This is a genomic window from Halomonas urmiana, from assembly GCF_005780185.1.
GTDB lineage: Bacteria > Pseudomonadota > Gammaproteobacteria > Pseudomonadales > Halomonadaceae > Halomonas > Halomonas urmiana.
Genome location: NZ_VBUI01000018.1, coordinates 59,453 through 85,738, shown reverse-complemented (window position 1 = coordinate 85,738; position 26,286 = coordinate 59,453). Strand labels below are relative to the sequence as shown.

General features: G+C 70.1%; 28 protein-coding genes, 1 tRNA gene and 1 riboswitch. Of the genes, 7 read left to right on the top strand and 22 right to left on the bottom strand.

What is annotated here, in order from left to right; all coding sequences use genetic code 11:
* Position 1: 1 nt before the first annotated feature.
* Positions 2 to 742: a glycerophosphodiester phosphodiesterase family protein gene (locus FEI13_RS12555; protein ID WP_138181863.1), complete on the top strand. Its 741-nt coding sequence runs from the start codon at positions 2 to 4 to the stop codon at positions 740 to 742.
* Between the two features lie 10 nt (positions 743 to 752).
* On the opposite strand, the gene FEI13_RS12550 is transcribed toward FEI13_RS12555, so the two are convergent.
* The 14 genes from FEI13_RS12550 to cobT form a co-directional block, all read right to left on the bottom strand.
* Positions 753 to 1,982: a CynX/NimT family MFS transporter gene (locus FEI13_RS12550; protein WP_138181862.1), complete on the bottom strand. Its 1,230-nt coding sequence runs from the start codon at positions 1,980 to 1,982 to the stop codon at positions 753 to 755.
* Positions 1,983 to 2,053: 71 nt separating this feature from the next.
* The gene (locus tag FEI13_RS12545; protein ID WP_138181861.1) at positions 2,054 to 3,526 is read right to left on the bottom strand and encodes a cobyric acid synthase; all 1,473 of its coding nucleotides are present in this window, start codon (positions 3,524 to 3,526) and stop codon (positions 2,054 to 2,056) included.
* 247 nt (positions 3,527 to 3,773) lie between these two features.
* Complete coding sequence (cobO, locus tag FEI13_RS12540; RefSeq protein ID WP_138181860.1) at positions 3,774 to 4,385, bottom strand: cob(I)yrinic acid a,c-diamide adenosyltransferase; 612 nt, start codon at positions 4,383 to 4,385, stop codon at positions 3,774 to 3,776.
* A gap of 39 nt (positions 4,386 to 4,424) precedes the next feature.
* Positions 4,425 to 5,192, bottom strand: a complete 768-nt coding sequence (locus FEI13_RS12535; RefSeq protein WP_138181859.1) for an ABC transporter ATP-binding protein — start codon at positions 5,190 to 5,192, stop codon at positions 4,425 to 4,427.
* Entirely contained in the window at positions 5,192 to 6,190 is a 999-nt protein-coding gene (locus FEI13_RS12530; protein WP_420841597.1) for a FecCD family ABC transporter permease, read from the bottom strand. Before FEI13_RS12530 ends, FEI13_RS12535 begins: the two co-directional genes overlap by 1 nt.
* Complete coding sequence (locus FEI13_RS12525; protein ID WP_240036510.1) at positions 6,177 to 7,022, bottom strand: cobalamin-binding protein; 846 nt, start codon at positions 7,020 to 7,022, stop codon at positions 6,177 to 6,179. Before FEI13_RS12525 ends, FEI13_RS12530 begins: the two co-directional genes overlap by 14 nt.
* A gap of 76 nt (positions 7,023 to 7,098) precedes the next feature.
* Positions 7,099 to 8,946: a TonB-dependent receptor domain-containing protein gene (locus tag FEI13_RS12520; protein ID WP_138181857.1), complete on the bottom strand. Its 1,848-nt coding sequence runs from the start codon at positions 8,944 to 8,946 to the stop codon at positions 7,099 to 7,101.
* A gap of 132 nt (positions 8,947 to 9,078) precedes the next feature.
* Positions 9,079 to 9,321, bottom strand: a riboswitch (cobalamin riboswitch).
* A gap of 75 nt (positions 9,322 to 9,396) precedes the next feature.
* Positions 9,397 to 9,831, bottom strand: coding sequence for a bifunctional adenosylcobinamide kinase/adenosylcobinamide-phosphate guanylyltransferase (locus tag FEI13_RS12515; RefSeq protein ID WP_138181856.1), 435 nt, complete (start codon positions 9,829 to 9,831; stop codon positions 9,397 to 9,399).
* On the bottom strand, positions 9,783 to 10,433 hold the full coding sequence (locus FEI13_RS12510; protein WP_138181855.1) for a histidine phosphatase family protein: 651 nt from the start codon (positions 10,431 to 10,433) through the stop codon (positions 9,783 to 9,785). Before FEI13_RS12510 ends, FEI13_RS12515 begins: the two co-directional genes overlap by 49 nt.
* Positions 10,385 to 11,143, bottom strand: a complete 759-nt coding sequence (cobS, locus tag FEI13_RS12505; protein ID WP_138181854.1) for an adenosylcobinamide-GDP ribazoletransferase — start codon at positions 11,141 to 11,143, stop codon at positions 10,385 to 10,387. Before cobS ends, FEI13_RS12510 begins: the two co-directional genes overlap by 49 nt.
* Positions 11,143 to 11,718 (bottom strand): bifunctional adenosylcobinamide kinase/adenosylcobinamide-phosphate guanylyltransferase, encoded by a 576-nt coding sequence (locus FEI13_RS12500; protein ID WP_138181853.1) that lies wholly within the window; start codon positions 11,716 to 11,718, stop codon positions 11,143 to 11,145. The genes cobS and FEI13_RS12500 overlap by 1 nt, the downstream gene beginning before the upstream one ends.
* Positions 11,715 to 12,812 carry a threonine-phosphate decarboxylase CobD gene (gene cobD, locus FEI13_RS12495; RefSeq protein ID WP_138181852.1) on the bottom strand — a complete coding sequence of 366 codons (1,098 nt, stop codon included), beginning with the start codon at positions 12,810 to 12,812 and terminating at the stop codon, positions 11,715 to 11,717. Before cobD ends, FEI13_RS12500 begins: the two co-directional genes overlap by 4 nt.
* Positions 12,809 to 13,789 carry an adenosylcobinamide-phosphate synthase CbiB gene (cbiB, locus tag FEI13_RS12490; RefSeq protein WP_138181851.1) on the bottom strand — a complete coding sequence of 327 codons (981 nt, stop codon included), beginning with the start codon at positions 13,787 to 13,789 and terminating at the stop codon, positions 12,809 to 12,811. Before cbiB ends, cobD begins: the two co-directional genes overlap by 4 nt.
* A gap of 4 nt (positions 13,790 to 13,793) precedes the next feature.
* On the bottom strand, positions 13,794 to 14,843 hold the full coding sequence (cobT, locus tag FEI13_RS12485) for a nicotinate-nucleotide--dimethylbenzimidazole phosphoribosyltransferase (RefSeq protein WP_138181850.1): 1,050 nt from the start codon (positions 14,841 to 14,843) through the stop codon (positions 13,794 to 13,796).
* Positions 14,844 to 15,013: 170 nt separating this feature from the next.
* Between cobT and FEI13_RS12480 the strand changes: the two genes are divergently transcribed.
* Together FEI13_RS12480 and FEI13_RS12475 are read left to right on the top strand one after the other, a co-directional pair.
* Positions 15,014 to 16,345, top strand: a complete 1,332-nt coding sequence (locus FEI13_RS12480; protein ID WP_138181849.1) for a sulfite oxidase — start codon at positions 15,014 to 15,016, stop codon at positions 16,343 to 16,345.
* Between the two features lie 9 nt (positions 16,346 to 16,354).
* A complete protein-coding gene (locus FEI13_RS12475) occupies positions 16,355 to 16,750 on the top strand; it encodes a hypothetical protein (RefSeq protein WP_138181848.1) in 396 nt (131 codons plus the stop codon).
* Between the two features lie 81 nt (positions 16,751 to 16,831).
* Here FEI13_RS12475 and FEI13_RS12470 read toward each other — a convergent pair whose 3' ends face one another.
* The 8 genes from FEI13_RS12470 to FEI13_RS12435 form a co-directional block, all read right to left on the bottom strand.
* A complete protein-coding gene (locus FEI13_RS12470; RefSeq protein ID WP_138181847.1) occupies positions 16,832 to 17,827 on the bottom strand; it encodes a zinc-dependent alcohol dehydrogenase family protein in 996 nt (331 codons plus the stop codon).
* Between the two features lie 53 nt (positions 17,828 to 17,880).
* The gene (locus tag FEI13_RS12465) at positions 17,881 to 18,672 is read right to left on the bottom strand and encodes a DUF2797 domain-containing protein (RefSeq protein ID WP_138181878.1); all 792 of its coding nucleotides are present in this window, start codon (positions 18,670 to 18,672) and stop codon (positions 17,881 to 17,883) included.
* A 49-nt stretch (positions 18,673 to 18,721) separates the two neighbouring features.
* Positions 18,722 to 19,006 (bottom strand): YeaC family protein, encoded by a 285-nt coding sequence (locus tag FEI13_RS12460; protein ID WP_138181846.1) that lies wholly within the window; start codon positions 19,004 to 19,006, stop codon positions 18,722 to 18,724.
* Positions 19,007 to 19,030: 24 nt separating this feature from the next.
* Entirely contained in the window at positions 19,031 to 19,882 is an 852-nt protein-coding gene (locus tag FEI13_RS12455) for a rhomboid family intramembrane serine protease (RefSeq protein ID WP_138181845.1), read from the bottom strand.
* 238 nt (positions 19,883 to 20,120) lie between these two features.
* The gene (locus tag FEI13_RS12450) at positions 20,121 to 21,161 is read right to left on the bottom strand and encodes a metallophosphoesterase (protein ID WP_138181844.1); all 1,041 of its coding nucleotides are present in this window, start codon (positions 21,159 to 21,161) and stop codon (positions 20,121 to 20,123) included.
* A 7-nt stretch (positions 21,162 to 21,168) separates the two neighbouring features.
* Complete coding sequence (locus FEI13_RS12445) at positions 21,169 to 22,050, bottom strand: NAD(+) kinase (protein ID WP_138181843.1); 882 nt, start codon at positions 22,048 to 22,050, stop codon at positions 21,169 to 21,171.
* Positions 22,051 to 22,113: 63 nt separating this feature from the next.
* The gene (locus tag FEI13_RS12440; protein ID WP_138181842.1) at positions 22,114 to 22,983 is read right to left on the bottom strand and encodes an EamA family transporter; all 870 of its coding nucleotides are present in this window, start codon (positions 22,981 to 22,983) and stop codon (positions 22,114 to 22,116) included.
* A gap of 81 nt (positions 22,984 to 23,064) precedes the next feature.
* Positions 23,065 to 23,628 (bottom strand): YqaE/Pmp3 family membrane protein, encoded by a 564-nt coding sequence (locus FEI13_RS12435; protein WP_138181841.1) that lies wholly within the window; start codon positions 23,626 to 23,628, stop codon positions 23,065 to 23,067.
* 264 nt (positions 23,629 to 23,892) lie between these two features.
* Here FEI13_RS12435 and FEI13_RS12430 point away from each other — a divergent pair, with 264 nt between their 5' ends.
* From FEI13_RS12430 to FEI13_RS12415, 4 genes are all read left to right on the top strand, one after another.
* The gene (locus FEI13_RS12430; protein WP_138181840.1) at positions 23,893 to 24,300 is read left to right on the top strand and encodes a CBS domain-containing protein; all 408 of its coding nucleotides are present in this window, start codon (positions 23,893 to 23,895) and stop codon (positions 24,298 to 24,300) included.
* A gap of 419 nt (positions 24,301 to 24,719) precedes the next feature.
* A tRNA-Gly gene (locus FEI13_RS12425) sits at positions 24,720 to 24,793 on the top strand.
* A gap of 104 nt (positions 24,794 to 24,897) precedes the next feature.
* Positions 24,898 to 25,263, top strand: coding sequence for a hypothetical protein (locus tag FEI13_RS12420; RefSeq protein WP_138181839.1), 366 nt, complete (start codon positions 24,898 to 24,900; stop codon positions 25,261 to 25,263).
* Between the two features lie 71 nt (positions 25,264 to 25,334).
* Positions 25,335 to 26,171, top strand: coding sequence for an AraC family transcriptional regulator (locus tag FEI13_RS12415; protein WP_138181838.1), 837 nt, complete (start codon positions 25,335 to 25,337; stop codon positions 26,169 to 26,171).
* The last annotated feature ends 115 nt before the right edge of the window (positions 26,172 to 26,286 follow it).

Below are 26,286 nucleotides of genomic sequence, written 5' to 3'. Positions count from 1 at the left end.
CATGACCGACGCCGCGCTCGCCCTGCCCCGCCTGATCGCCCATCGCGGGCTATCCGCCCGCGCCCCGGAGAACACCCTGGCCGCGGTGCGCGCCGCCCATGCCGTGGGCGTGACCTGGGTCGAGCTCGACGTCCAACTGCTCGGCGACGGCACCCCGGTGATCTGGCACGATGCCGGCCTCAGGCGCTGCTCCGATCGCCGCGGCCGGCTGGCCGACCTGGATCTGGCCGCGGCGCGGCGCCTCGATGCCGGCGGCTGGTTCGGCGAGGCCTTCCGCGGCGAGCCCATGGCCACCCTGGCGGATATGTTGGCCCTGCTCGACGAACTCGACATGGGGGTCAACCTGGAGCTCAAGGTCAATCGCGGGCGCGATCCCCGGGCGCTGGTCGAGGCCGCGGTGCCCGCCGTGATAGCGGCCGTGCCGTCATCGCGCCGGCTGCTCTCCTCCTTCAACGACGCGGCCCTCGCCCACGCCCGCGTCCTGGCCGGGCCCGAGACGCTGTCGCTGGGGGTGCTCGTCGAGGGGGTCGGCCGCGACTGGCGGCGGCGCTGCGAGGCGGTGGCGGCCTGCAGCGTGCATGCCGACTGGAAGCGCTTGAAGGCGGACCGGGCCTGGGAGGTAAGCGAGGCCGGCTATCGGCTGCTCTGCTACACCGCCAACGACCCCATCGCCTTCGCCCCGCGCTGGGAGTGGGGGGTCGAGGCGGTGATCAGCGACGACCCGACCCGCTTCATGCCATGAACACGAGCCCTCAGGCGCGTTCGGCGGCGCCCGCCATCACCCGCGGGTAGTCACGGGGAACGAAGCGCAGCGTGACCAGCAGCATCGCCGCGACGCCCAGCGCCAGCAGCATCCAGGCGGCCAGGAAGCCGCCGGTGGCCTCGCGCAGGGCGCCGCTGACCCAGGGCGAAAGCGCGTTGAGCATGAAGCCGAAGCCTTGCATGAAGGCGGCCAGGCGGCCCGCCGCGCGGGGATCGGGCAGGTGATCCAGGGCCAGGATCAGCCCCAGGGAGAAGCAGGCACCGAGGCCGAAGCCCGCGATGGCCACCCAGGCGAGCGCCCCCTGGCCGGGCAGCAGGATCAGTCCCAGATAGCCGGTGAGCTGGGCCAGCAGGCTCGCGGCCAGCAGCCAGCGGCGATCCGCATGGGACTGGCGCTGCGCCAGGGCCGGCATCGCCAGGGCGGCGATCACCTGGAAGATGGTCATCCAGGCCAGCAGCAACCCGCTGGACGAGGCGCTCCAGCCGAGCTCGCGATAATAGACCGGCAGCCAGGTAACCACGCTGGAGTAGCCGGCGTTGATCACCCCGAAGTAGAGCGCCAGCAGCCAGGCCCGGGGCAGCCGCCAGGGCCGCGGGCCGGCCAGGGCCACCCAGGCGGGCTCCGGGGCCCGGGGGCGCCGGGCGAGCCACCCCCATACCATCAGGGTAATCACCGCCGGCACCCACCACAGGCCCACCCCCAGCTGCCAGCCGCCGAGGCTCGCCAGCCAGGGGCTCGCCCAGGCGGCCAGGCCGCCGCCGGACATCAGCGCCGCGGAGTAGACGCCCATGGCGAGCGGCATGCGTCGGCCGAAGCGGCGCTTGGCGAGCCCCGGCACCAGCGCCTGGATCAGGGCGATGCCGGCACCGCCCAACAGCGCCGTGGCCAGCAGGGTCGTGCCGCTGCCGTTGACCTGGCGCAGGGCGCAGGCCACCGCGATGGCCAGCAGGGCCAGGGCGATGCCGCGCTGCTCGCCCAGCCAGGCCTGCAGGCGCCCGCTCGCCAGCGCCACGGCCCCCATGCACAGGAAAGGCAAGGTGGTCAGCCAGGCCAGCACCGTATAGCTGAGCCCGGTGGCCAGGCGGATCTCCTCCATCAGCGGGCTGGCGGCGGCCAGCAGCGGTCGCAGGTTCAGGCCCAGCGCCACCAGCAACGCCAGCCCCCCGATAAACTGCCAGGTCGTGGAATCCTCCCGGGAAGTGCCGCTCCGTGCCGTCATTACCGCCTCATGTCGCTGTCCCTTGGAGGGTGCATTGTATACAAAACTCCCTCGTCCGGGACACGTACTCCTCAGCCACGGACCAGCGCCACGATGGCATCCATGTCCAGGCTCGCCTCCAGGCCATCTGCCAGGCGGTCGAGTTCGCGTTCGCGATGGGCGGCGAAGTCGACGGCGGCGTCCTCCCCTGTCCCTCCGGTCAGGCCGAGCCTGGCGAGCAGTGCCGCGCAGGCGCCGGCCTCGTCGAAGAGGCCGTGCAGGTAGGTGCCGAGCACCTGGCCGTCATCGCTCACCGCGCCGTCCGGCCGGCCGTCGAGCGTCATCAGCGGCCGCGCCAGCGCCGGGCCCTCGCTCACGCCGTGGTGGATCTCGTAGCCGCGCACCGGCGCACCCTCCCCGGCCGGGGGGTCCAGGAGGGTGCCGGCGACGTTGCGCAGCTGCTTGCCCGCCGCCATGCGGGTGCGCATCGCCAGAAGCCCCAGTCCCGGCACGCTGCCGGCCCGGCCCTCCAGGCCGTCGGGGTCGTCGATCGTCTCGCCGAGCATCTGGAAGCCGCCGCAGATCCCGAGCACCCGGCCGCCGTAGCGGAGGTGGCGGCGGATCACCGCCTCCCAGCCCTGGGCGCGCAGCCAGGCGAGGTCGCTGGCCGTCGCCTTGCTGCCGGGCAGCAGGATGACGTCGGCGGGCGGGATCGGCCGGTCGGGGCCGACCAGGGTCAGGGCGACCCGTGGGTGCAGGCGCAGCGGGTCCAGGTCAGTGTGGTTGCTGATCCGCGGCAGCGCCGGCACCACGACGCGCAGGTCGGGCGCCTCCACCTCGCGACCGACGAGGCCCACGCCATCCTCGGCGTCGAGCAGCAGGCCCTGGAGGTAGGGCAGCACGCCATGCACCGGCTTGCCGGTATGCGCCGCAAGCCAGTCGAGGCCGGGCTCGAGCAGGGCGATATCGCCGCGGAAGCGGTTGATGACGAAGCCCCGGGTGCGCACCCGCTCGCTCTCGGAGAGCAGCGCCAGCGTGCCCACCAGCTGGGCGAAGACGCCGCCGCGGTCGATGTCGCCGACCAGCAGCACCGGGCAGTCGATGGCCTCGGCGAAGCCCATGTTGGCGATATCGCCCTGGCGCAGGTTGACCTCGGCGGGGCTCCCCGCCCCCTCGGCGATGATCACGTCGAAGCGCGCCGACAGCCGCTCCCAGGCCGCCAGCACGCTCTCCCGCGCCTGGCGCTTGAAGGCGTGATAGTCGATCGCATCCATGTGCCCGTAGACGTGGCCGTCGAGGATCACCTGGGCACCCCGGTCGCTCTCTGGCTTGAGCAGCACCGGGTTCATGTCGGCGTGGGGCGCGATGCCGCAGGCCACCGCCTGCAACGCCGTGGAGCGGCCGATCTCGCCGCCCTCCGGCGTCACGGCACTGTTGAGCGCCATGTTCTGGGGCTTGAAGGGCGCCACCGAGATGCCGCGCCGGGCGAGCGCCCGGCAGAGCCCCGCGACCACGGTGCTCTTGCCGGCATCGGAGGTGGTGCCCTGGATCATCAGGGTCGGCATGTCAGACTCCTCATGTCGGGGGCGTCAGCGCATGGAGGGCACGCGTCAGCGCCTCGTCCGCCGGCGGCATCTACCATGCGGCGGTCTCCTGGAAATCTGGATGGTGGGATAGGGCTGACCTCGCAGGACGATGAGCTGACCCGGCGCCAAGGCCAGCCCGTTCGAAGCGGTGCTTCTCACCCCTTGCGTAGAACCCTCTCGCCGTCTTGCCCCCGGCGCTCATCCGGCGACGTCAAAGTCGGATCTACTACAACTCAATTCCCTTTTGCGCCTTGATGCCCTGATCCTTGAAGGCGTGCTTGACCACCTTCATCTCGGTCACGGTGTCGGCCAGCTCGATCAGCGCCTCCGGCGCGTGGCGGCCGGTGACCACCGCGTGCTGCATGGTCGGGCGGGCCTGCAGGTCGTCGAGCACGGCGTCGAGGTCCAGGTAGCCGTGGCGCAGGGCGATGTTGAGCTCGTCGAGCAGCACCAGCGCGTAGTCCGGGTCGGCGAGCATGCGCCGAGCCTCGGCCCAGGCCGCCTCGGCGGCGCGCACGTCGCGCTCGCGATCCTGGGTGTCCCAGGTGTAGCCCTCGCCCATGACGTGGTAATCCACCCCCGGCAGGTCGCGGAAGAAGGCCTCCTCGCCGGTGCTGAAGGCACCCTTGATGAACTGCACCACGCCGACCTTCATGCCGTGGCCCAGGGCGCGTGCGACCATGCCGAAGCCGGAGCTGCTCTTGCCCTTGCCGGGGCCGGTCAGCACCAGCAAGACCCCCTGCTCCTTGTCGGCGGCTTTGATCCGCTCGTTCATGATCTTCTGCTTGGCGGCCATGCGCTCGGCGTGGCGCCGGGGGTCGATCGAGGGTCGGCTCATATCGGGACTCCTGAAGAGAAGGGAAAAGGAAGGAACGCCTCAGCACCGCGGCACGAAGACCGGCGCGCCATCGACCTCGACGCGAGTCAGCGCCTGGTCGTAGAGGCGTTCCAGGGCCGCGGGCGCCAGCATCGCCTCTGCGGGGCCCCAGCACGCCTCGCCGTCGGGATAGAGCAGCAGCAGGTGGCTGCACCAGCGCGCCGCCAGGTTGAGGTCGTGCAGGCACATCATCACCGCGCCGCCGCCCTCGGCCTGTTCCGCGAGCAGGCCCATCACCGCCACCTGGTGGTGCAGATCGAGGTGGTTGGTGGGCTCGTCGGCGAGCCAGACCGCCGGCGCCTGGGTCAGCACCGTGGCCAGGCTGACGCGCTGGCGCTCGCCGCCGGAGAGCGTTGCGAGCTCGCGCTCGGCCAGATGCGACAGGTCCAGGCGCGAAAGCGCCGCCTCGGCGCGGGCATGGTCCTCGGGCCCCTCCTGCTGCCAGGGCGACAGGAAGGGGTGGCGGCCGATCAGCGCGGTCTCCCGCACCGTGGCCGGGAAGTCGTCGTGGCGCTCCTGGAACACCACCCCCAGCCGCCGGGCCAGCGCACGGCGGCGCCAGCCGGACAGCGCCCGCCCCTCGAGGTGGACCTCTCCCGAGCGCGGCGGCCGCAGCCCGGCCAGGGTATGCAGCAGGGTGGTCTTGCCGGCGCCGTTGGGCCCCAGCACCCCCCAGCGCTCGCCGGGGGCCAGCCGCAGGTCCAGCGGCCGGCCGTCCGCGCGACCGGGAACGTCGATGAGCAGCCGATGCGTCGCCAGGGCCGCCATCAGCGACTCCGATAGAGCAGGTAGAGAAAGCTCGGCACCCCGAGCAGCGCCGTGATCACCCCCACCGGCAGCTGCTGGGGGGCAATCAGGGTACGCGCCAGGGTGTCGGCGAGGGTCAGCAGGATGCCGCCGGCCAGCAGGCTCGCCGGCAGCACTCGCCGCTGGTCGTTGCCCAGGCGCAGGCGCAGCATGTGCGGCACCATCAGCCCCACGAAGCCGATGCTGCCGGCGGTGGTGACCGCCACGGCGGTGAGCAGGCTGGCCAGCAGGTAGAGGGTCCACTCCAGCGGGCGCACCGCCACGCCCAGCGCCGCGGCCTGCAGCCCGCCCCGAGCCAGCACGTTGAGGGTGCGGCCCAGCGGCAGCACGACGACCAGGGCCAGCACGGCCACCGTCAGCACCGGCCAGGGCGTGCCCGCGTAGGCGAGATCGCCCATCAGCCAGTAGAGCATCCCGGGCAGCCGCTCCACCGGACTCACCGCCAGCAGGAAGGTGATCACGGCCCCCCAGCCGGCGGCCATCACCACCCCGGTGAGCAGCAGGCGGGTCGGTGTCCAGCTGCCGGTGCCGTGGGCCAGGCCGAAGACGATCAGCGTCGAGACCAGCGCCCCGGCGAAGGCCGCCCCACCCACCAGGGCGGCGCCTAGACCCGCCAGCATGGCGGCCAGCGCCGCCACCGAGGCGCCGCCCGAGAGCCCCAGCACGTAGGGGTCGGCCAGCGGGTTGCGCAGCAGCACCTGCATCAGCGCCCCGGCGAGCGCCAGCAGCGCGCCGGTGCCGAAGGCGGCGAGCGAGCGCGGCAGGCGCAGCTCGAGCACCAGGGTGCGATGCAGCGCCTCCCCCTCGCCGGTCAACACCGCGGCGAGTTCGCCCGGGGCGATGGCGACGCTGCCCAGCGCCAGCGACAGTGCCAGCGACAGCAGCGCCGCCAGCGCCAGCCAGGCCAGCGGCGCGGGCCGCCGCCCGAGGCGATCAAGCACGGCCCTAGCGCCGCTCACGGGCGCTCTCCAGCCGGTCGCACAGCGCCCTTGTGCCCTCGAGCAGCCGCGGCGTGGCCCGCTGCACCAGGTCCGGGTCGATGAAGAAGAGGTTGTCGCGGCGCACCGCGGTCATCTCCGGGAAGTCGCGCCAGGCCTCGAGCCAGGAGGAATCGGGCTCGCCCATGCCGCCGGTGATGATCGCCTCCGGATCCCGGGCGAGCACCGCCTCGACGCCGATGCGCGGCACCAGCGGCGCCTCCTCGGCGAAGAGGTTCTCGCCGCCGCACAGCGCCAGCGCCTGGCTGATCCAGTGCTCGCCGTTAACGGTCATCAGCGGCTGCTCCCAGACCTGGTAGAAGACCGGGATCGGCGCGGCCTCGGCGTGCTGCTCGCGCAGCGCCGTCACTCCCTCGCGCAGCGCGCGGGCCGCCTCGTCCGCCACTGTCTCGGTTCCGGCCAGCGCGCCGAAGCGCTCGAGGCTCGAGGCGATGGCGGCGAAATCGCCGGCGTCGGAGAAGAAGACGGGAAGGCCGAGCCGCGGCAGCCGATCGACCTGTTCACGGGGGTTGCCGCCGGCCCAGGCCACCACCAGGTCGGGTTCCAGGGCCAGCAGCGCCTCGAGGTCGAGGCGGTCGTAGCTGCCCACGCGGGGCAGCCGGGCCGCCTCGGCCGGATAGTCGCTGAAGCTGACCGCCCCGACCACCCGCTCGCCTGCCCCGGCGGCATAGAGTAGCTCGGTGACGCCCGGGGAGAGCGCGACGATGCGCCGCGCCGGGGCGTCCAGGCAGACCTCGCGCCCGGCATCGTCGGCGACGCAAGTGACCGGGACGCCGTGTCCCGAGTCGGCCATAACCGAATTCGCCGCAGTCAGGATGGCGGCCATGATCAGCCGCCCCCCTATTCTCACCCAGCGTGGCGTGTCTCCCTTACAGCGCACCAAAGTTCACGCTCAGATAGGCTGCACGACCGGCCGGATCATACCCTTTGGCCGTTTGGTACTCCTTGTCCAGCACGTTATTCACGGTCAGCTTGGCTTCCCAGCCCCGGGTAAACTTCCAGCCAGCACGCAGGTTGAGCAGCCCGAAGCCGCCCAGGCGCGAAGCATTTCCGGAGTAATCGTAATCATAACGATGATTCTCGGCGATCCATGAACCGCCCAGCACCCAGTCGTCCAGTTGCTTATCCACGTCGATACGCAAGAGTTGACTCGCGCGGCGGTGCAGCTGCTCACCGGTATTGCGATCCTCAGGGTCCATCCAGGTCAACGCGGTGGCAAGCGTCCAGCCGTCTACCTCAATACCGCTCGACAGCTCAACGCCACGAATGCGCGCTTGATCAACTTGCTCCGGTGCCGACGTCCAGTTTCCCTGATCCTTCCAGATGATCAGATCATCAATATCCGTCTGATACGCCGCCAGATCCCAGAACCAGGCCTGGTATTGACCGCGCACACCAACTTCGATGCTTTCCGAGGTCTCCGCTTCAAGATCAGGATTACCGGCATTGCCCCACATATCCTGGTAATACAGATCGTTGAAGGTCGGCGCACGGAAGGCCGTCGCGTAGCTGGTGCGCAGGGTGTGACGATCATCCAACGCGTAGCCTAATCCCAAGCTGCCAGTGACTTCTTCGCCGAAGGCTTCGTTATCATCGAAGCGCAGGCTTGGTTGAACGGTAACGGGTGAGTAATCCAGAAGGCCCTGAACGAAAACGGCGACATTATCGCGACTGTCCTCCAGGTACGTGTCAGACGTGACGACGCTATCTTCGAGATACTCGCCTCCTACAATGAAGTCGTGAGCGCCGACATCAATGGTATTCTCGAGCCGCACGGTATGCGACTTAGTTTCGAACCGGCTGCTGCGTGTGGGGTAAGTATTCAGCTCTTCGTCGCGAGACTCACTAAGGGTCAACCGGCTTGTCATTTGACGACCGACGGGGAGCTCTCCATAGACCCCGGTCACCTGCTGCACGAAGTCGGTATCGGCGTTGCCCCCGAAGGAATCAAACTCCGTATTGCCCCGGGCGCGCATGGCCAGCACGCCCACTTCGGCGCCATTGTCGAAGCCGTGGGCGAGCCTGACCAGGCCGGTGGTGTTGTCGTAGCCCTTGTGACCCTTTCCCTCGATGATCTCATAGCCGTCGGTATCCAGGCGGCTGGCGGCGACATGGTAGCGGGTGCCGCCCTCGCTACCGGAGAGCGAGGCGCTGGCGCGCCGGGTATCGAAGCTGCCGCCGCCCAGCGAGATGCGCGGCGTGGGCTCCCCTTCCCCTTCTGGTGTGAACAGCTGCACCACGCCGCCCACGGCATCGGCGCCGTAGAGACTGCCCCGCGGGCCACGCACGATCTCGGCGCGGTCAAACATTCGCGGATCGAGGAACTGCCAGGATGCCCCCCCCAGGGTCGCCGAACGCAGGCGAATGCCGTCGATCATCAGCAGGGTGCCATTATTGGCGACGCCACGAATGCTGACGCCGGTCGCCTTGCCAAAATCGCCATTAGAATTGACGTTGACCCCAGGCTGGCCGCGCAGCAGGTCGGTGATATCGGTGGGGTCCTGCCGGCGCAGGGTGGCCTCGTCGATCACGGTAACCGATGCCAGCGTCTCGTCGGCGGTGCGTGGCGCGCGAGTGGCGGTGACCGTCAGCGGATTGAGGGTCTCGGTATCCACCTCGTCGGAGGCGGGGGTCGTCGGGCCCTGGGCCTGGACGGCCAGGGGCAGTGCGGCCAGGGCGAAGGCCGCCAGGCCACGGGAAGCGTGAGTGGTATTCATGAGGGTCCCTTGCCGCCGTGCTCACCCGCACGGCGCCTTGCGTTTTTTTCTGATGGGCCGGCGGAAGGGAACGAAAATACAGGCGCAGGCGGCATGGTGCCGGGATCTCCGCCTCGTGATCGCCCTCCGCGATCCGGCATGTGCTCTCAGGCCGGTCTCCGGGCTGACGAACGAAGGGCCTGGCCGAGCCAAGACTCCTTCCGGACCGCCGCCTTCCCATGCCGCGGGGGCACAGTGGCCTACCAGTGACGGTAGTGGCGGACCTCGATTCGATCACCGTTGCGGGGGCAGCGTCGGATTCGCCGCGAGGGCGCACCGACTTCCCGTTTATCCGGCGAAGCTTGCTCCACCGGCACCTGAGAGTGCGGCTAAGCTAGCAACCGGCCCCGGGGGCGTCAACGCGAATCGCCGCGGGAGTTGACCCGGCTCATGCCAAAGATCAGCCAACTTTCAGACAACGGTCAGGCAACGAGCCAACCCATGGCGCACGTACCAGACCTCGTCGGCACGCGCCGCCGCGTCCTGGCCAAGCCAACCGGCGAGGTCGCGCAGGCGCCGATCCGCCGGGTCGAGGGGCACGATGCCGCGGCCCACCTCCGGCAGGATCAGCACGACCTCGCCCTGCCCCCGGCGCTCGGCCTCGACCATCGCCTCGAGCTCGGCAGCGAGCCGGGCGCGCAGCCGATCGTCGTCGGGCTCGTCGACCAGGGCCGCGGCGAGCCCGTCGAGCCAGCCGGTGATCACGAGGCACTGCCCCGGGGCGAGCCGCGTGCGCCAGCTGTCGGGGAAGGCGCCCTCGCCCGCCCGGCACCAGGCCGCCGCGGGGAAGCGATTGGCTACGAGATCGCGCTTGCCGGCGCAGGCACCGCCGATGAACAGCCGCATTGCCAGCCCTCCTCGCCGTGGCTGAAGACGAATCGCCGCCCCTGGGCCTGGCCCACCACGCCGGCCCAGAAGTCGGCGCCCTCCAGGCGCCGGGAGAGCTCGCGGATGGCGCCGCCGTGGCTGACCGCCAGCACTCGCCGATGGCCGTGCGTGCGGGCCTGCACCAGCACCTCGTCGAGCCAGGCGGAGAGCCGCGCCCAGAGGTCGTCGGCGGATTCGCCGCCGGGGGTCGCCCGCATGCCGCGGCTGTCGACCCATGCCCGATAGTCCGGGTCGTCCTTGAGCGCCGCCCAGGTGCGTCCCTCGTAGTCGCCGAAGTCCAGCTCGCGCAGGCGGCGGTCGAAGCGCGGCGTCTCGGGATGGCCCGCCCATGCGCTGCCTTCCCGAATATGGGCCAGCGTCTGGCGACAGCGGGTCAGATCGCTCGCGTGCACGGCATCAAAGCCGGTCTCGGCCAGCGCCTTGCGCAGCCGGTCTAGGTCGGGCAGCGCCTCGGGCAGCAGCAGCGGCATATCGCGCTGGCCCTGGTAGCGGCGCTCCTGGTTCCAACTCGTCAGGCCGTGACGAACGACCACCAGCTCCAGGCGATCAGCAGCAGCCATAGTTCTCCTCCTTCGATGGCGGCCCCGACGATATCGCCGTTGATGCCGCCGAAGACCCGGCGCATCGCCAGGCCGTAGCCGATGATAAAGACGCTGAGGCCGGCCGCCAGCCAGGCGCCGCCGGGCCACCCGGCCAGCAGCGCCAGCGGCAGCGCGGCGGCCAGCGTCAGGTCGACGCGGGTCAGGCTCTGCTGCCAGGCGTGGGCCAGCCCCTCGGCGCGGGCCGCCGGCACCGTCACCAGCAGGCCGACGCCGCCGAGCCGCCCCAGGGCCAGCAGCGCCACCAGCCCCCAGGGAGACGCGCCGGCGTCGAGCAGCGCCCACAGCAGGGCGAGCTTCCAGGCCAGCAGGAAGACCAGCGCCAGCACGGCGAAGCTGCCCACCTGGGCGTCCTTCATGATCGCCCAGCGCTTCTCCAGCGGCGCGTTGCTGCCCAGGGCATCGGCGAGGTCCATCACGCCATCCAGGTGCAGGCCGCCGGTCAGCGCCACCCACAGGCTGAGCAGGGCCAGGGCCAGCAGCGGCGTAGGCAATAGCGGCTGCAGCAGCGTGCCCGCCCCGGCCACCAGGGCCCCCAGCAGCGCGCCCACCAGTGGATAGACCCGGGCGGCCCAGCGCCGGGTGGCCGGCGTCCAGGGACAGGCCAGCGGCGCCGGCAGCCGGCTCAGGAACTGGATCGCCAGCAGCACCCCGAAGGCCGCGCTTTTCATCAGGTCTCTCCCTTCACGTCGATGGCCTTCCCCTCGGTGGCCTTCCAGTCGATGGCCCGGCCGGCCACCACCTCGATCACCCGATCCGCCTCCTCGGCCAGGTCGCGATGAAGCCGCTGCAGGAAGGCCAGGTAGCGCCACACCAGGGCGTCCCGGGGCGGCAACTCCTCGTTGAGGTCGTTGGAGACCACCACCAGGGCGATATCCCGGCGCCGGGCCGCGCCGATCAGCCGCCCGAGCATCGCCCAGCCAGCCGCCTCGTCGCGCTCGGCCTCGAACAGCCATTGGCCGGCCCACAGGGTCAGGCAGTCGAGCAGCACGCTGCTGCCCGCCTCAAGGCCGTCCAGGGCACCAGCGATCTCCAGCGGCGCCTCGCGGGTCAGCCAGCCCTCGCCGCCCTCGCCGCGCTCGCGGCGATGCCGGGCGACCCTTGCTGCCATCTCGTCGTCGCCGACGCGCGCCGTGGCGAGATAGACGAGCGCGGACCCACCTTGCCCGCCCAGGCTCTGGCGGGCCAGGGCCTCGGCCACCGCGCTCTTGCCCGAGCGCGCCCCGCCGGCGACGAAGGCGATCATCCGCGCCTCCAGGCCGCCAGGGCCGCGAGCAGGCGCGCGTTGTCGGGCCCATCGCGCAGGGCGAGGCGTAGCCAGCGGCCGTCGAGGCCGGGGAAGTTGTGGGTGTGGCGCGCCAGCAGGCCGCGGCGCAGCAGGAAGGCGAACAGCGCCTCGGCCTCAACGGCGTCGCGACCGCTACGCAGCAGCAGGAAGTTGGCGGCGGTGGGCGCCACCGCAAAGCCCAGCTCGCGCACCCGCGCGGACAGATCGCGCTGCTCGGCCAGCCACGCCCGGGTGCGCGCGAGATAGTCGGCGTCGGCGAGCAGCGGCGCCACCAGTTCGAGCGCCAGGGCGTTGACGCTCCAGGGCAGCTGGCGCGCGGCGAGGCGCGCCACCATCTCGGGCGCACCCAGCAGGTAGCCGAGTCGCAGCCCCGGCAGGTCGTAGAGCTTGGTCAGCGAGCGCAGCAGCAGCAGGTTCGGCGCCTCGGCCAGCAAGGGCGTTAGCCGCTCGTCCTGCGCGGTGAAGTCGACGAAGGCCTCGTCCACCACCAGGGTGGTGCCGGTATCTTGGCCACGGGCCAACAGGCGCTCGATGGCCTCCCGGGGGATCAGAGTGCCGGTGGGGTTGTTGGGTCGGCAGAGGAACAGCACCTCGGCCTCCTGCATGGCCCGCTCGGCGGCGTCGATATCGAGCTTGAAGGCCTCGCCGCCCAGCGCCAGGGACGCGACGCCGAGGCCGTGGTGCTCGCAGGCCCGGGCGTATTCGCTGAAGGTGGGCTGCACGATCAGCGCCCGCCCGCCGGCATGCAGGCCCGCGGCAAGATAGATCGCCTCGGCCCCGCCACCGGTCACCAGCACCCGCTCGGGTCTCACACCCTCGTGGGCGGCGATGGCGCGCCGGGCCCGGTCGTCGTCGGGGTCCGGGTAGCGGGTCAAGCAGTCGACGGCGCCGGCGCCGGCCAGCCAGTCGCCGAGCCAGGGCGGCGGCCCCAGGGGGTTGAGGTTGGCGCTGAAGTCGATCAGCGGCTGGTCCGCCGGCAGGCCGTAGCGGGCGAGCAGTGACCCGGCGCGCCCACCGTGACCGGGCCAGGTCGATGCGACACCCCCGCTCATGAGAGAAGCTCCCGGGCCAGGATCGGCAGGCTCATCAACAGCAGGAAGGCCAGCCAGCCGCCGTGCATATGGCGGATGGCGCGGCCGATGTGCGCCACGGTCAGAGGCTCGAGGGCCGTGCCCAGGGTGGCGCGATGCGAGGAGCGCCCGGCGTAGTGGTTGAGGCCGCCGAGGCGCACCCCCAGCAGGTTCGCCACCATGGCCTCCGGCCAGCCGGCGTTGGGGCTCGGGTGGCGAGGCGCCTCGCGGCGCGTGGCGGCGAGCGCCCCGGCCCGCCGGCTGCCGGGCATCGCCCAGGCGGCCAGCCACAGCGCCAGCGCGGTGAGCCGCGCCGGCAGCCAGTTGACGGCATCGTCGAACCTCGCCGCGGCGCGGCCGAAGTCCAGGTAGCGCGGGCTGCGGTAGCCGACCATGGAGTCCAGGGTGTTGGCCGCCTTGTAGGCCAGTGCCAGGGGCGCGCCGCCGAGCAGCGCCCAGAAGAGCGGCGCGGTGATGCCGTCCACGGTGTTCTCGGCCACGGTCTCCACCGCGCCCCGGGCCAGCTCTGCCTCGTCGAGCTCGCCGGTGTCGCGCCCGACGATCCTCGAGAGCGCCTGGCGCGCCGGGGCCAGCTCGCCACGGGCCAGCGGCACGGCCACCGCCCTGCCGGCCTCGGCGAGCCCCCGGGCGGCCAGGGCGGTGACGAGCAGGCCGAGTTCCACGGCGAGCGCCAGCCAGGGGCTGATCCAGGCGAGCGCCGCGAGCACGCCCCAGGCAAGCGCCCAGCTGCCGCCCGCCACGACCAGCACCAGCCAGCGACCGCGGCGCCGGCGCGCGGCGGCGGGCCCATGATTCCAGCTCCGCTCGAGCCGGGCGATCACCCGCCCCATGCCCACCACCGGGTGCGGCAGCCAGGGCGGATCGCCGAGCATCAGGTCGATGGCGAGCGCCGCGCTGATCAGCGCCAGCAGCTCCAGGCTCAGGGGGGCGAGCGCCACGGGCTCAGGACGCCTGGCTGTCGTCGACGCCGGCGGCGCCGAAGGTCGCCATCTCCGCCAGCATGGCGGTGGCCGCTTCCAGCAGCGGGAAGGCCAGGACCGCACCGGTGCCCTCGCCCAGACGCAGGTCCAGATCCAGCAGCGGCTCGGCGCCGAGCGCTTCGAGAGCCACGCGATGGCCGGGCTCGTGGGAGCGATGGCCGAAGATCAGGTAGGGGCGCAGGGCGGGCTCGAGCCGGCAGGCGGTGAGTGCGGCCACCGTGGCGATGAAGCCGTCCACCAGGATCGGCAGACGCCGCGCCGCGGCCTCCAGGTAGGCCCCAGCCATGGCGGCGATCTCCAGCCCGCCTAGCCTAGCGAGCAGGTCTAGGGGATCGGCGGGATCCGGCCCACGCTCGGCCAGGGCCGCCTCAATCACCGTCCGCTTGTGGGCCAGCGCCTCACCGGCCATGCCGGTCCCGGGTCCCACCAGCTCGGCCACCGGGGCGCCGGTCAGCGCCGCCAGCATGGCGCTGCTGGCCGTGGTGTTGGCGATGCCCATCTCGCCGGCGATCAGGCAGCGGCAGCCGGCCTCGGCGGCGCGGCGGGCGGCGCGCCGGCCCGCTGCAATGGCGGCCAGCGCCTCGTCGCGGCTCATGGCATCCTCTCGGGCCAGATTGGCGGTGCCGGGGCGGACCCGATCGCGCACGATGCCGCCCGGCGGCAGCTCGCTGGCCACGCCCACGTCGACCACCTCGAGTCGCGCGCCGATGCGCCGCGAGAAGACGTTGATCGCCGCGCCGCCGGCGACGAAGTTGGCCACCATCTGCGCCGTGACGGCCTGAGGGAAGGCCGAGACGCCCTCTTCGGCCACGCCGTGATCGGCGGCGAACACCACCACCCCGGGCGGCGTCACGCCCGGGAAATCCTCACCGGTCAGGCCGGCCAGGGTCACCGCCAGGGCCTCGAGACGCCCCAGGCTGCCGGGCGGCTTGGTGAGAGTATCGAGGTAGTGGCCGACACGCTCGGCGCAGGCCGAGTCCGGCAGGGCAATCGATGGCACGGGATCATTCACGGGGCGCTCTCCGGCATCTTGATGAGGCCGTACATGCTACCAGAGCCGCGGCCTTCGCACCGCCATCCACCCCGTGCCGGGAGTGCTACGCTTGAGGATGGCAGCACAATCATAACAAGGCCCGGCCGACCGCCTGCCAACCGCTCGCCGGGCATGCCAGGAGTGTCGTCATGACCAGACAGCCCCCCGATACCCGGACGCGTGGCATCCATGAGCTCTACGCCGAGGACCCCGAGGCCGCGGACCGAAAGCTCTGGGACCGCGAGGTCGACCCCGTCACCCGCCGCGGTTTCTTGAAACGCTCGAGCCTGCTCGCCATGGCCGCCGCGGTGGGGGGCTCCATCCCCTTCGCCGACCGCATGCCTGGCGGCCTGATTCCCGCCGCCCTGGCACAGAGCGACGCCCCCTTCACCCTCAAGGGCAAGGAGGGCCTGACCGTCCTCAACGACCGCCCCATCAACGCCGAGACACCGCCGCACCTGCTCGACGACGACATCACCCCTGGCCGGGTCATGTTCGTGCGCAACAACGGCATCCCGCCGGCCCTGGAGAACATCGACGCTGATACCTGGCAGCTGGAGATCGGCGGGGAGTCCTGCGAGAACCCCCAGAACTTCTCGATCGCCGAGCTCAAGGAGCGCTTCGAGCACCACACCTACCAGCTCCAGGTGGAGTGCGGCGGCAATGGCCGCAGCGAGTACGTCCCCTCGGCCAGCGGCAACCAGTGGACCACTGGCGCGGTGGCCTGTCCGACCTTCACCGGGGTGCGGCTGCGCGACGTGCTCGAGGCCTGCGGCATCAAGGACGACGCCGTCTATACCGGCTACTACGGCGCCGATGCCCATGCCAGCGGCGATCCCAACAAGGATCCGATCTCGCGCGGCGTGCCCATGGAGAAGGCCCTGGAGGACGAGTCACTAATCGCCTGGGCGATGAACGGCGAGGACATTCCCTACCTCAACGGCTATCCCCTGCGCGTGGTCTGCGGCGGCTGGCCGGGGTCGGTCTCCGGCAAGTGGCTGCAGCGCATCGTGATCCGCAACCAGAAGCACGACGGCACCAAGATGGGCGCGCCCTCCTACAGCGTGCCCAAGCACCCGGTCGCGCCGGGCAGCGAGGTGCCCCTGGAGGATTTCGTTACCATCCAGTCGATGCCGGTCAAGTCGCTGGTGACCTACCCCCGCTCCGGGATCGATCACGCCCTCGGCGAGGCCATGACGGTGCGCGGCCATGCCTGGGCCGGCGACCTGTCCGTCCAGGAGGTGCATGTCTCGATCGACTTCGGGGCGACCTGGCAGAAGGCCGAGCTGAAGGATCCGCCCAACCGGCTGGCCTGGCAGCGCTGGACGACCCAGGTGGAGTTCCCAGAGCCCGGCTACTTCGAGGTCTGGGCCAAGGCCACCGACGAGAACGGCCGCTCCCAGCCGATGGTGGTGCCAGGCTGGAACCCCAAGGGCTATCTCAACAACGCCTGCCATCGCATCGCGGTCCAGGTGGCCTAGGAGGTCGTCATGAAACGCTTGCAAGTGCTGGCCATGACCGCCCTGGGAGTCGCATTGATCTGCCTGCCGCTGGCGGCAGGCGCCCAGGAGGGGGAGGCCCCGCCCAAGGACCCGGAGACCGGCCTGATCAAGGCGGAAGGATGGGAGACGGTGCGCAGCAACTGTACCGCCTGCCACTCGGCCAAGCTGGTCACCCAGAACAGCGGCTCGCGCAACCACTGGCAGTACCTGATCCGCTGGATGCAGGAGACCCAGGGGCTCTGGGAGTTCGATGCCGAGACCGAGTCGACCATCCTCGACTACCTGGCGGAGCACTACGGGCCCAAGGAGGGCGCGCGACGGCCGCCCATCCCGCGCGCGCTGATGCCGGACAATCCCTACTCGACGGTGGCCGAGTCGAGCTGACCCGGGACGCCCTTCCTCCACTGGCCCAACGACAACAGGCCCCTCGCCAGGGGCCTGTTGTCGTTGGGGGCCGGCAGGGGCTCAGGGCATCAGCACCGCCGCGCCGGAGAGCCGCCCCCGGCGCAGATCCTCGAGCGCTTGATTGGCCTCTTCCAGCGGATAGGCGCGCGTCTCGGTGCGAATCGGCACCCCGGGCGCGAGGGCCAGGAACTCCTCGCCGTCGCGACGGGTGAGGTTGGCCACCGAGCTCAGTCGCCGCTCCTCCCAGAGCAGCCGGTAGGGAAAGGCGGGAATGTCGGACATGTGGATCCCCCCGGAGACTACCGCCCCGCCGGGGCGCACCGCGGCCAGCGCCGTGGGGATGAGCGCGCCCACCGGGGCGAAGAGCAGCGCGGCATCCAGCGGTTCGGGCGGCGTCTCGTCGCTGCCGCCGGCCCAGACGGCGCCGAGCCGACGCGCGAACGCCTGGGCCTGGGTATCGCCGGGCCGGGTGAAGGCATAGACCGACTGCCCCCGGGCGACGGCGAGCTGGGCGAGGATATGTGCCGCGGCGCCGAAGCCGTAGAGGCCGAGCCGCCGGTTCGCCTCGCCACCGGCCAGCCGCCAGGTGCGATAACCGATCAGCCCGGCGCAGAGCAGCGGTGCGGCGGCCTGGGCATCCTCGGCCGGCAGGGGAAAGCAGTAGCGGGCGTCGGCCACGCAGTACTCCGCGTAGCCGCCGTCGCGGGTGTAGCCGGTGAACTCGGCGCGTTCGCAGAGGTTCTCGCGGCCGGCGCGGCAGGGATCGCACTCGCCGCAGGTCCAGCCCAGCCAGGGCACACCGACCCGCTGCCCGATGGCCAGGTCGGTCACGCCGTCGCCGCGCGCCGCCACGTCGCCAACGATCTCGTGCCCGGGGATCAGCGGCAGACGGGGCTCACTGAGTTCGCCGTCGAGCACGTGGAGGTCGGTGCGACAGACCCCGCAGGCCAGCACCCTGACCCGCACCTCGCCGGGTCCCGGCTCGGGCATCGGCAGGCGCTCCAGTTGCAGCGGCTGGCCGGCGGCGTGCAGCCGCATGGCACGCATCTCGCTCATCGGGCTCTCCTCCTGTGGCGCAGTGATTCGCTGCCCGCAGGATAGCCCAGGGCTCAGGCGGAGACCCGCACCTCATAGCCGGTGAACTTGCGCAGATTGATCACGCCGCTGTCGAGGATCAAGTACTGCCCCTTGATCCCCAGCAGGGTGCCGTCGACGCGCGGGTGCTTGTCGAGGTTGTGGGAGACCACCTTGGTGGGAAACTCAAGCACCGGATAGTCGAAGCTCAGCGGCGCCGTGTCGAGGACGCGGATGGCGTCGGCGCCGAAGCGTTCGCGCAGGTTATCGAGGCCGCTGCCCAGGCGCTCCAGCAGGCGATCGCGCTCGGCGGCGAGATCGAGCGGCTCGGTGGTGCCCTTGAGCATGGCCCGCCAGTTGGTGCGATCCGAGACCTGCTCCTTGAACAGCACCTCGACGAAGCCCGACTGCTGACGGGTATCGACCTCGAGGATCGGCAGGGCCTGCACCGCGCCCTGGTCGAGCCAGCGGGTCGGCATCTGGCTGGCCCGAGTGATGCCGACCTTGAGCCCCGAGGCGTTGGCCAGGTAGACCACGTGGGGCTGGAAGCAGTGGCGCTCGGCCCAGTCCGGCTCCCGACAGGTGCCCTCGAAGAAGTGGCAGAGCTCCGGCTTCATGATACAGGTGTCGCACTGGGCGAGTTTCTTGAAGCAGGGGTAGCAATACCCCTGGGCGAAGCTCTTCCTGGTGGGCCGGCCGCAGTGAGTGCAGGCAATGGCACCGGTCCAGTCGAGGCTCAGGGGCTTGCCAAGGCAGGCATTGAGGTCGAGACGCTCCTCGCCGGCGCGCAGCACGTAGCGAGCCGGCGAGCCGGGCTCGATGGCCATCTTGGCCAGGCAGCCCTGGCGCGTCTGGGCGGCGTCGATCCGGCGCGACTCATTCACTGCCGACGTCCCGGGCCAGGCCGGCCCGTTCGGGAGGCACCTCGGCGCCGCTGCTGACGCTGCCGCAGGTGCGGCGCTGCAGGTAGCCGACCCGCTGCTCCTCGGGCACCTGATTCTCCACCTCGTAGCGCATCACCGCCTCCAGACAGAGCTCGGTCTGCTCGGCGGTCAGCATCCGGCCATCGGGCCACTTGCGCAGCGAGACGGCCTGCTTGAGGCTCTCGTAGATGGACGGGGTCATCTGCTGGATCATGCGATCGAAGGACATTTCGCTCATGACGGATTCTCTCAGGATGGGGCCTCAGGATGGGCGACGGGCACGGCCGGAATGATACCAGCCCAGCGCCAGCCCCACGACCAGCCCGCCCAGGTGCGCCTCGTTGGCCACGTTGCCGAACCCCACCAGGGCCGCCATGTCGGTCATGGCGAAGACCAGCCAGCCGAGCATGAAGACCACCAGCATCTGGGGCACGAAGAAGCCGCTGCGCGGCGCGCGGCGGGACATCAGCCAGACATAGCCCAGCAGCGCGAAGTCGACGCCAGACATGCCGCCGAACAGCACGGTGCCGGCGGCGTACTGGGCCAGGTTGGCACCGATGCCGGCGACCAGCAGCAGCGTCAGCATGCGGCGGCTGCCCTGCAGCGCCTCGACCTGGCGGCCGAAGTACCAGAGCCAGAGCATGTTGAAGATCAGGTGCATCCAGCCGAAGTGGAGGAAGGCGGGCGACAGCAGCCGCCAGACCTGTCCCGAGGCGAGGGCCTCGACGAGTCCACCGAAGGCCAGCCCGCCCTTGACCACGATCACCGGCACGATGGTCAGCGCCGCCACCACGCGATCGTCCAGCAAGCCCATCAGGGCGAAGACCGCCAGACAGAGCGCCAGGGTCAACGAGGTCACCGGCACCTGCCGGAACGGCGCCAGCCACTGGCTCGCCGGAACGCCTCCGGCCCGCAGCGCGTCGGGCATCAGCGGCTCGCCCCGCCGCCAGCGCTCGAGCACGGAGAGCATCGCCTCGTGCTGCGCGGGGTCGACCAGCCACAGCACCTGCCCCTCGCCCTCCTCGGTGATCCGATGCCCGATACGGTGGGCCCACAACGCCTGTCGCAGCGCGCGGGTATCGACATCGTGGGGCAGCAGGATTACCCGGTGCATGGTTTCTCCAGGGGTACTCTCTTCGGCGGTACTATCTCAAGCGCTGCTCTCTCACGCATTGCTCTCTTGAGCAGTGTCCATGTCGGCCGTGACGGCGCCGGTCGGTCGCGCAAAGAAAAAGTCCGGCGGAGGGGGCCGCCGGACAAGAGCAAGGGATCATTCAAGGGAACACCTACTCTGAGGGCGTCGGTCAACAAGAGTTCACCCCGATGACGCGATTTTTGCGTAACAAATTGTATCAATCGAAATCGATCTCCCAGGGCTGCGGACGGGTCTCTTCCTCGCGGGGCACGCGGATCCACACGAAGTGGTTGGCATCGAGCCGCGCCTCGCCGCTCCAGCGGTAGGCCACCAGGCGGCCGAACTTGACGGCGCTATAGTCCAGGCAGGCGATATTGCCGGCCGGCAGGGCCGGAATTCCCTCGCACCAGTAGTGGCCGATGAACAGGGGCGGCTGCTCGGGACCATAGTAGCTGAGCCGCGCACGCTCCTCCTCGGTGAGTGCGCGCCGCTCCAGGTCGCCCGGCAGGTTGTCGGGCTGGAACACCACATCGCCCCAGGTGCGCGGGTGGTGCGCCCAGAAGTGGGCGCGGAAGCTGCGTCGCGTGAAGCCGTCCCCCGAATGGATCGCCACGCCCTCTGGCAGCGGCACGTGGGTGCCGCGGGTCAGGCGATCGAGGATCCGAAACTCCCGGGTCCCGGGCACCACCGAGGCGGCCAGGAAGTCCTCATCGATGCGCCCGTCCGGATGCTCTTGGCGCAGGTCATCGATCAACGCCGGATCCCAGCAGGCGTGCACCACCCTCAGGCCGTCGAGCTCGAGGAACAGGGGTATGTCCATGAACCAGGCCAGCGCCTCCTCCCATTCCTGGGGATGGTCGCGATACTGCTCCAGGGTCTCCTTGATGATGCGGTTGTGCCGCGGCGTATGCTCGCGCATCCAGTCGCGGCCCATGCCGACAGGCGCGCGGTGGCAGTAAGCCAGGGCGTTGGCCTCATGGTTGCCCATGACGATATGCGCCTCCCCCGCCTCGACCATGCGCCGGGCGATGGTGACGGCCAGGCGGATACGCGGCCCCCGGTCGATCAAATCGCCCAGGAAGATCACCTTGCGGCGAGGATGACGATAGACCCCGCCGCGCTGATGATAACCGAGGCGCTCGAGCAGCGCGCCCAGGGTCGCCCCGCAGCCGTGAACGTCACCGATCAGGTCATAGCCTTCGAGGGCGCCCGGGTGGGTCCGTTGGCCCGAGTGAGTCTGTTCGAGAGTGCCTTGCATGCTCACCTCAGTCGCCCAGGCGATTGCTCCAGCCCAGCTTGCTGCGCAGGACCTCGAAGAAGTTGTGGCCCAGCGGATGGACCAGCTGGACTCGCCGCGGCTTGCGGCGGATCACCAGCACGTCGTCGGGCTTGGCCACCGCCCGCGTCTGGCCGTCGCAGCTGATGTGCGGATAGGTCTGGTTAGTCTCGCCAATATGGATGCGAATCTCGCTGGCGGCATCGATGACGATGGGGCGACTCGACAGGGTATGCGGGAACATCGGCACCAGCGTGATGACGTCGAGCTTGGGGTGCATGATCGGCCCGCCGCCGGAGAGCGCGTAGGCCGTGGAGCCGGTGGGCGTGGCCACGATCAGGCCGTCACTGCGCTGGCTGTAGACGAACTGGCCGTCGAGGAACAGCTCGAACTCGATCATGCGCACCGCCTTGCCCGGGTGCAGCACCACCTCGTTCAGGGCATCACCGTTGCCGACCTGCATGCCGTCACGGTAGAGCTCGGCATCCAGCAGGAAGCGCTCCTCCAGCTCATAGCGACCCGCGAGGACCTCGCCGACCCGCTCCTCCAGCTCGTCCGGGGAGATGTCGGTGAGAAAGCCCAGTCGACCGCGATTGACGCCGAGCACCAGGGTACCGCTGTGGCAGAGGGTCCGCGCGGCGCCCAGCAGGCTGCCGTCGCCGCCGACCACGATCACCAGGTCACAGAGCTCCCCCAGCAGCCGACGGCTGGCCTCGGGGTGGCCATGGTCGAGCAGCACCGTGGCGGTCCGGTCCTCAATGATGACGTGATAGCCGCCGTCTTCGAGAAAGCGGATCAGCCGCTTGAGGGTATCGACCACCTTGGCGCTGCCCAGACGACCGATCAGACCGATGTTCTTGAAGGTTGTCATGCACGGGCCTCTCGCTTCGCGGCCGGCCATTATGGCGATTGGCCACGAGGCGAGCAAACGCCCTCAGGCGGCGCTCAGGCGCCGGCGCTTCAGCCACCACTCATTGAGCCACAGCGAGCCGACGATGATCGCCCCGCCCACGCCCAGGCGCATGAGGTCGGCATCGCGGTTCCAGATCAGCAGATTGACCAGCAGCCCCGCCGGGATCAGCAGGTTGTTCATGACGGCGAGTGCCCCGGCATCGACGCGGGTGGCGCCGAGGTTCCACAGGAAATAGCCGAGCCCCGAGGCTGCCAGGCCTAGCCACAGCAGCACGCCCCACTGCATCGCGGTGGTGGGCAGGCCTGCGGCGTCACCCAGCAGCGCGAAGGCCGGCACGGCCACCGCCAGGGCACCGAGGTAGAACCAGGCGAAGATGCTGTGGCGGGGCAGCGAGTCCGGCAGGCTCGCCGACAGCCGGCGATAGCCCACCTGACCCAAGGCGAAGCAGAGGTTGGCCCCCTGCACGACCAGGAAGCCGGACCAGAAGCCGCTGTCGAGCCCCTGGTAGCGGATCACTGCCGCGCCCAGCACCGCCAGCGACGCGGTCAGCAGATAGAAGGGTGTAAAGCGACCGAACAGGGCGTCGTCGAGCAGCGCGATATAGAACGGCGTGAAGATGGTGAAGAGCAGCACCTCCGGCACGGAGAGCAGCAGGAAGGACTGATAGAAGAAGATGTACATCATGCCGAGCTGCACCGCCCCCAGCCCCATGAGGGCCAGACGCTGGCCGCCGCGCAGCCGAGCGGGGCGCAGGAACGGTAGGAAGACCAGCGTCGCCAGGATGATGCGCATCAGCACGGAGAAGTAGCTGTCTACCTGACCGGCCAGGTAGACGCCGATCAGCGAGAACGAGAATGCCCAGAGGACGGTGACGCCGACGAGAAGGCCCAAGGTAAACTCCCGGAGGGTGAGTGGTTGACGGCGATTATACCCACCCCGGTCGCAGAACCAAGGCCCCGGTACCCTGCCACATCAGGGCGACGAGCGACGCAGCCACCAGAGCGCGTAGACCACCCCAGGCAGCCAGCCGAGGAGGGTCAGCGCCAGGCTGAGCGCCACGCGCATCGCCCCGCCTCGCGAGAGTCCAACGGCCAGGGGCGGCAACAGCACGGCCAAGGCATGCAGGGCCACTCTGGGTCCGGCGGTGGGCGGCAGGGACCGGGTCTCGGGCGCGGCATGATCGGGAACCTCACTCGACACCCGATCCACGCGCGGCGACGCGGTCGCTTCCCCCTCCTCGACCTTGACGCGCTCGCCGGCGGCCGGCGTGAAGTGCCCGACGCTCGAGCTCGCCTCGTGGTCGAGGGCGCGACGATGGGCCTCGTGATCGATCTTCTGCTCCAGCGACTCCGCGCCCTCGGCCAGCGTTTCGTGATAGCGCTCCCAGTCCTCCCAGTCGAAGGGCGTGCCCGCGCGCGGCCGGTGCTCTCCCGCCTCGCGGGCACGCGACCAGGCCTTCTCCTCCAGGGTGTTGGGTCGCTCCTGGTCACGCCCCGAATCCAGCCCCTTGCGGGCCATGTATTCCCGAGCATCCATGGTGCGGCTCCCTTGGTCGGTCCACGCCGGCGATGCCGACGGTTGGTGTGCGTGAGTGTGCCATATTGGAGCCGGTAAGCGGGGCTGGGTTCCTGACCGACGACCGGACGCGGGCGACTCGCGCCGCCAGCGTTAACAGGCCCCTTCGCCGCACGTGGAAAGCGTCGACTATGCTGGAAGCGAGGCGAGGCCGCGCCACGAGCCGTCGCGCCAGGAGCCGCGGCGCCGCCCAGGTCATCACTGCCCGGCACAAGGAGCTATGCCATGCCCAACAAGGCCCCCACCATCGTGCGCGAGATCATGTCCCGCGACTGTTATCGGGTCACCGGCCAGACCTCGGTCTCCACCCTGGCCGAGGGCCTCGCGCTGCACCGCCTGCCCGGCGTGCCCGTGGTCGACGAGCGGGATCACCTGATCGGCTTCATCTCGGAGCAGGACGTAATGGGCAAGGTGCTGGAGAGCTCCTACCTCGGCGACGAGCCGCCGCTGGTCCGGGAGATGATGCGCAACGAGGTGCTGTCGGTGTCGCCCACCAAGAGCATCACCGACCTGGCCCAGGAGATGCTGGGCGCCAAGCCCAAGGTCTATCCGGTGGTCGAGCAGGGTCGGCTGGTGGGAATCGTCACCCGCCGCGACGTGCTGAGCGCGCTGATTCGCATGCGTCACTCCTGATCTTCGGCCGCTGACCGCGACATGCAGGCCGCACCACCCGGCTCCGCGCGGGGTGGTGCGGCCTTCTGGCGCGCGCCACCATGCGAAGGGCCATGCCGAATCCCGACAGCGCACTTGACTCCCCCCAGGCAACGCCCACGAAGAAAAGCCGCCCCATGAGGCATGGGGCGGCAAAGATCGAAAGTGCAAGCTGAGGCAACAGTGTTAGCGACTGCTATCGCGTTGTTGCCTACGCCACTTCTGACAGCGGTAAGGAGAAAAGTTCGCCAAGGCGCCAAAAAATATCGCCCCGGCGTGCTCGGCGCATCGCGACGCCCCGGCGAGGCACCGCGAAACAGCCACTTAGCGCGGATTCGACAAAAAAGGCCGCGGCTCGCTTGCAAAGGCTAACCACTTGGTTTTACTATCGAAACTCCCTCGCGGGTGTAGCTCAATGGTAGAGCAGAAGCTTCCCAAGCTTAAGACGAGGGTTCGATTCCCTTCACCCGCTCCACGCCCTGGCGTGCCGCCTCAGCCTTCGATCTCGTCCGCCTTTTGGATCCGCCGCAGCCGCCGCTGAGCGATCGGTACCCGCTCGCCTGCACGGAGCCGCGAACCATGACCCTTTTCCTGCTGGTCCTCACCGTCTGCCTGGTCATCTTCGGCGGCATGATCGCCCTGATGATGCTCTCCGGCACCCCACGCTATCGCACGGAACCCGAGCAGTTGATGACGCTGTTCGACCAGGCACTCGCGAGCCGCGTCAGCGAGACCGAGTGGAACACCATCATCGGCTACCCGATCCGCCACGACGACTACCTGGAAGGGATTCGCCGCCGGGCCCAGCGACTGATGGACGAACACGGGCGGCATGGCCGCATGGCTCGCGGCAAGCCGCTGCTCGACGACGAGGGCCGGGAGGAACTCGCGGCACTGCGTGACCACCTGGCGGCCCACACCGCCCTGCGCCGCCGCCAGGATTGATGCAAAGCGTTGAAGCCTCGCCTGGTATACTGTGATGTCATGCCGCTGACATGCCCAGCCGGAGGCCTCTCATGACCAGTGCCATCCGTCAGATCCCCCTCGACACCGCGATCCACCACCACGCCCACGACTTCCATCAGATCGTGATCGGCCTGCGTGGCGAGGCGGAATTCGAGATCGAGGGGCTGGGCGGTTCCATCTCGGCCCTTTCCGGCTGCATCGTGCCGGCCAATCACCTGCACTTCTACGCCGGCAACGGCGACAACCGCCAGCTGATTCTCGACCTGCCCCACGACGCCTTCGCCGTGACGGGCCACCAGCGCGACCTGATCCAGCTGTTCGACGCGCCGCGCTTCTTCTCCCTCGATACTGCACTTCGCCACTACCTGGATTTCCTGCTTCAGGAGCTGAACCTGCTGGCACCCGAGGGCCACCTGGATCCCCTGCACGGCGAGCGACTGGCCGGTACCCTGCTGGGCTCGCTGCATGCGCGGCTGGCCAACGAGCCGGCCACGCCCGCGCGTCGACTCGACCTGGTGGCCCTCGATCGTTTCATCGACCATCACCTGGGCGAGCGGCTCCGCGTGGCCGACCTGGCCGCCCAGGCCTGCCTCAGCGAGGCACACTTCAGCGAACGCTTCCGCCAGAGCACGGGAATGTCCCCCTGGCAGTACGTGATGCGCCGTCGACTGGAGAGCGCTCGGTATCTGGTGCAGCAGAGCCGGCTGCCGCTGTCGGAGGTCGCCGCGCGCACCGGCTTCACCAGCCAGAGCGCCCTGTCCCGGGCCTGCCGTCAGGCCTTCGGACGGCCTCCCAGCCAGCTGCGTCGCGACCCGCGCGGCCAGCTGGGCTCCCCAGCCACCTCGCCGGTGCGCGGCGCCGCGGCCACCCCCCTTAGACGAAAGTAGAAATTTCAACCGTTTCACGACGATAAACCGTGAAACCGTTAAATTCTGCCGAGAATTCGCCAAGCAGGACGGCACGCGCGCTCCTACCCTCAACGCATCTCCCGCGCCGCCCGCG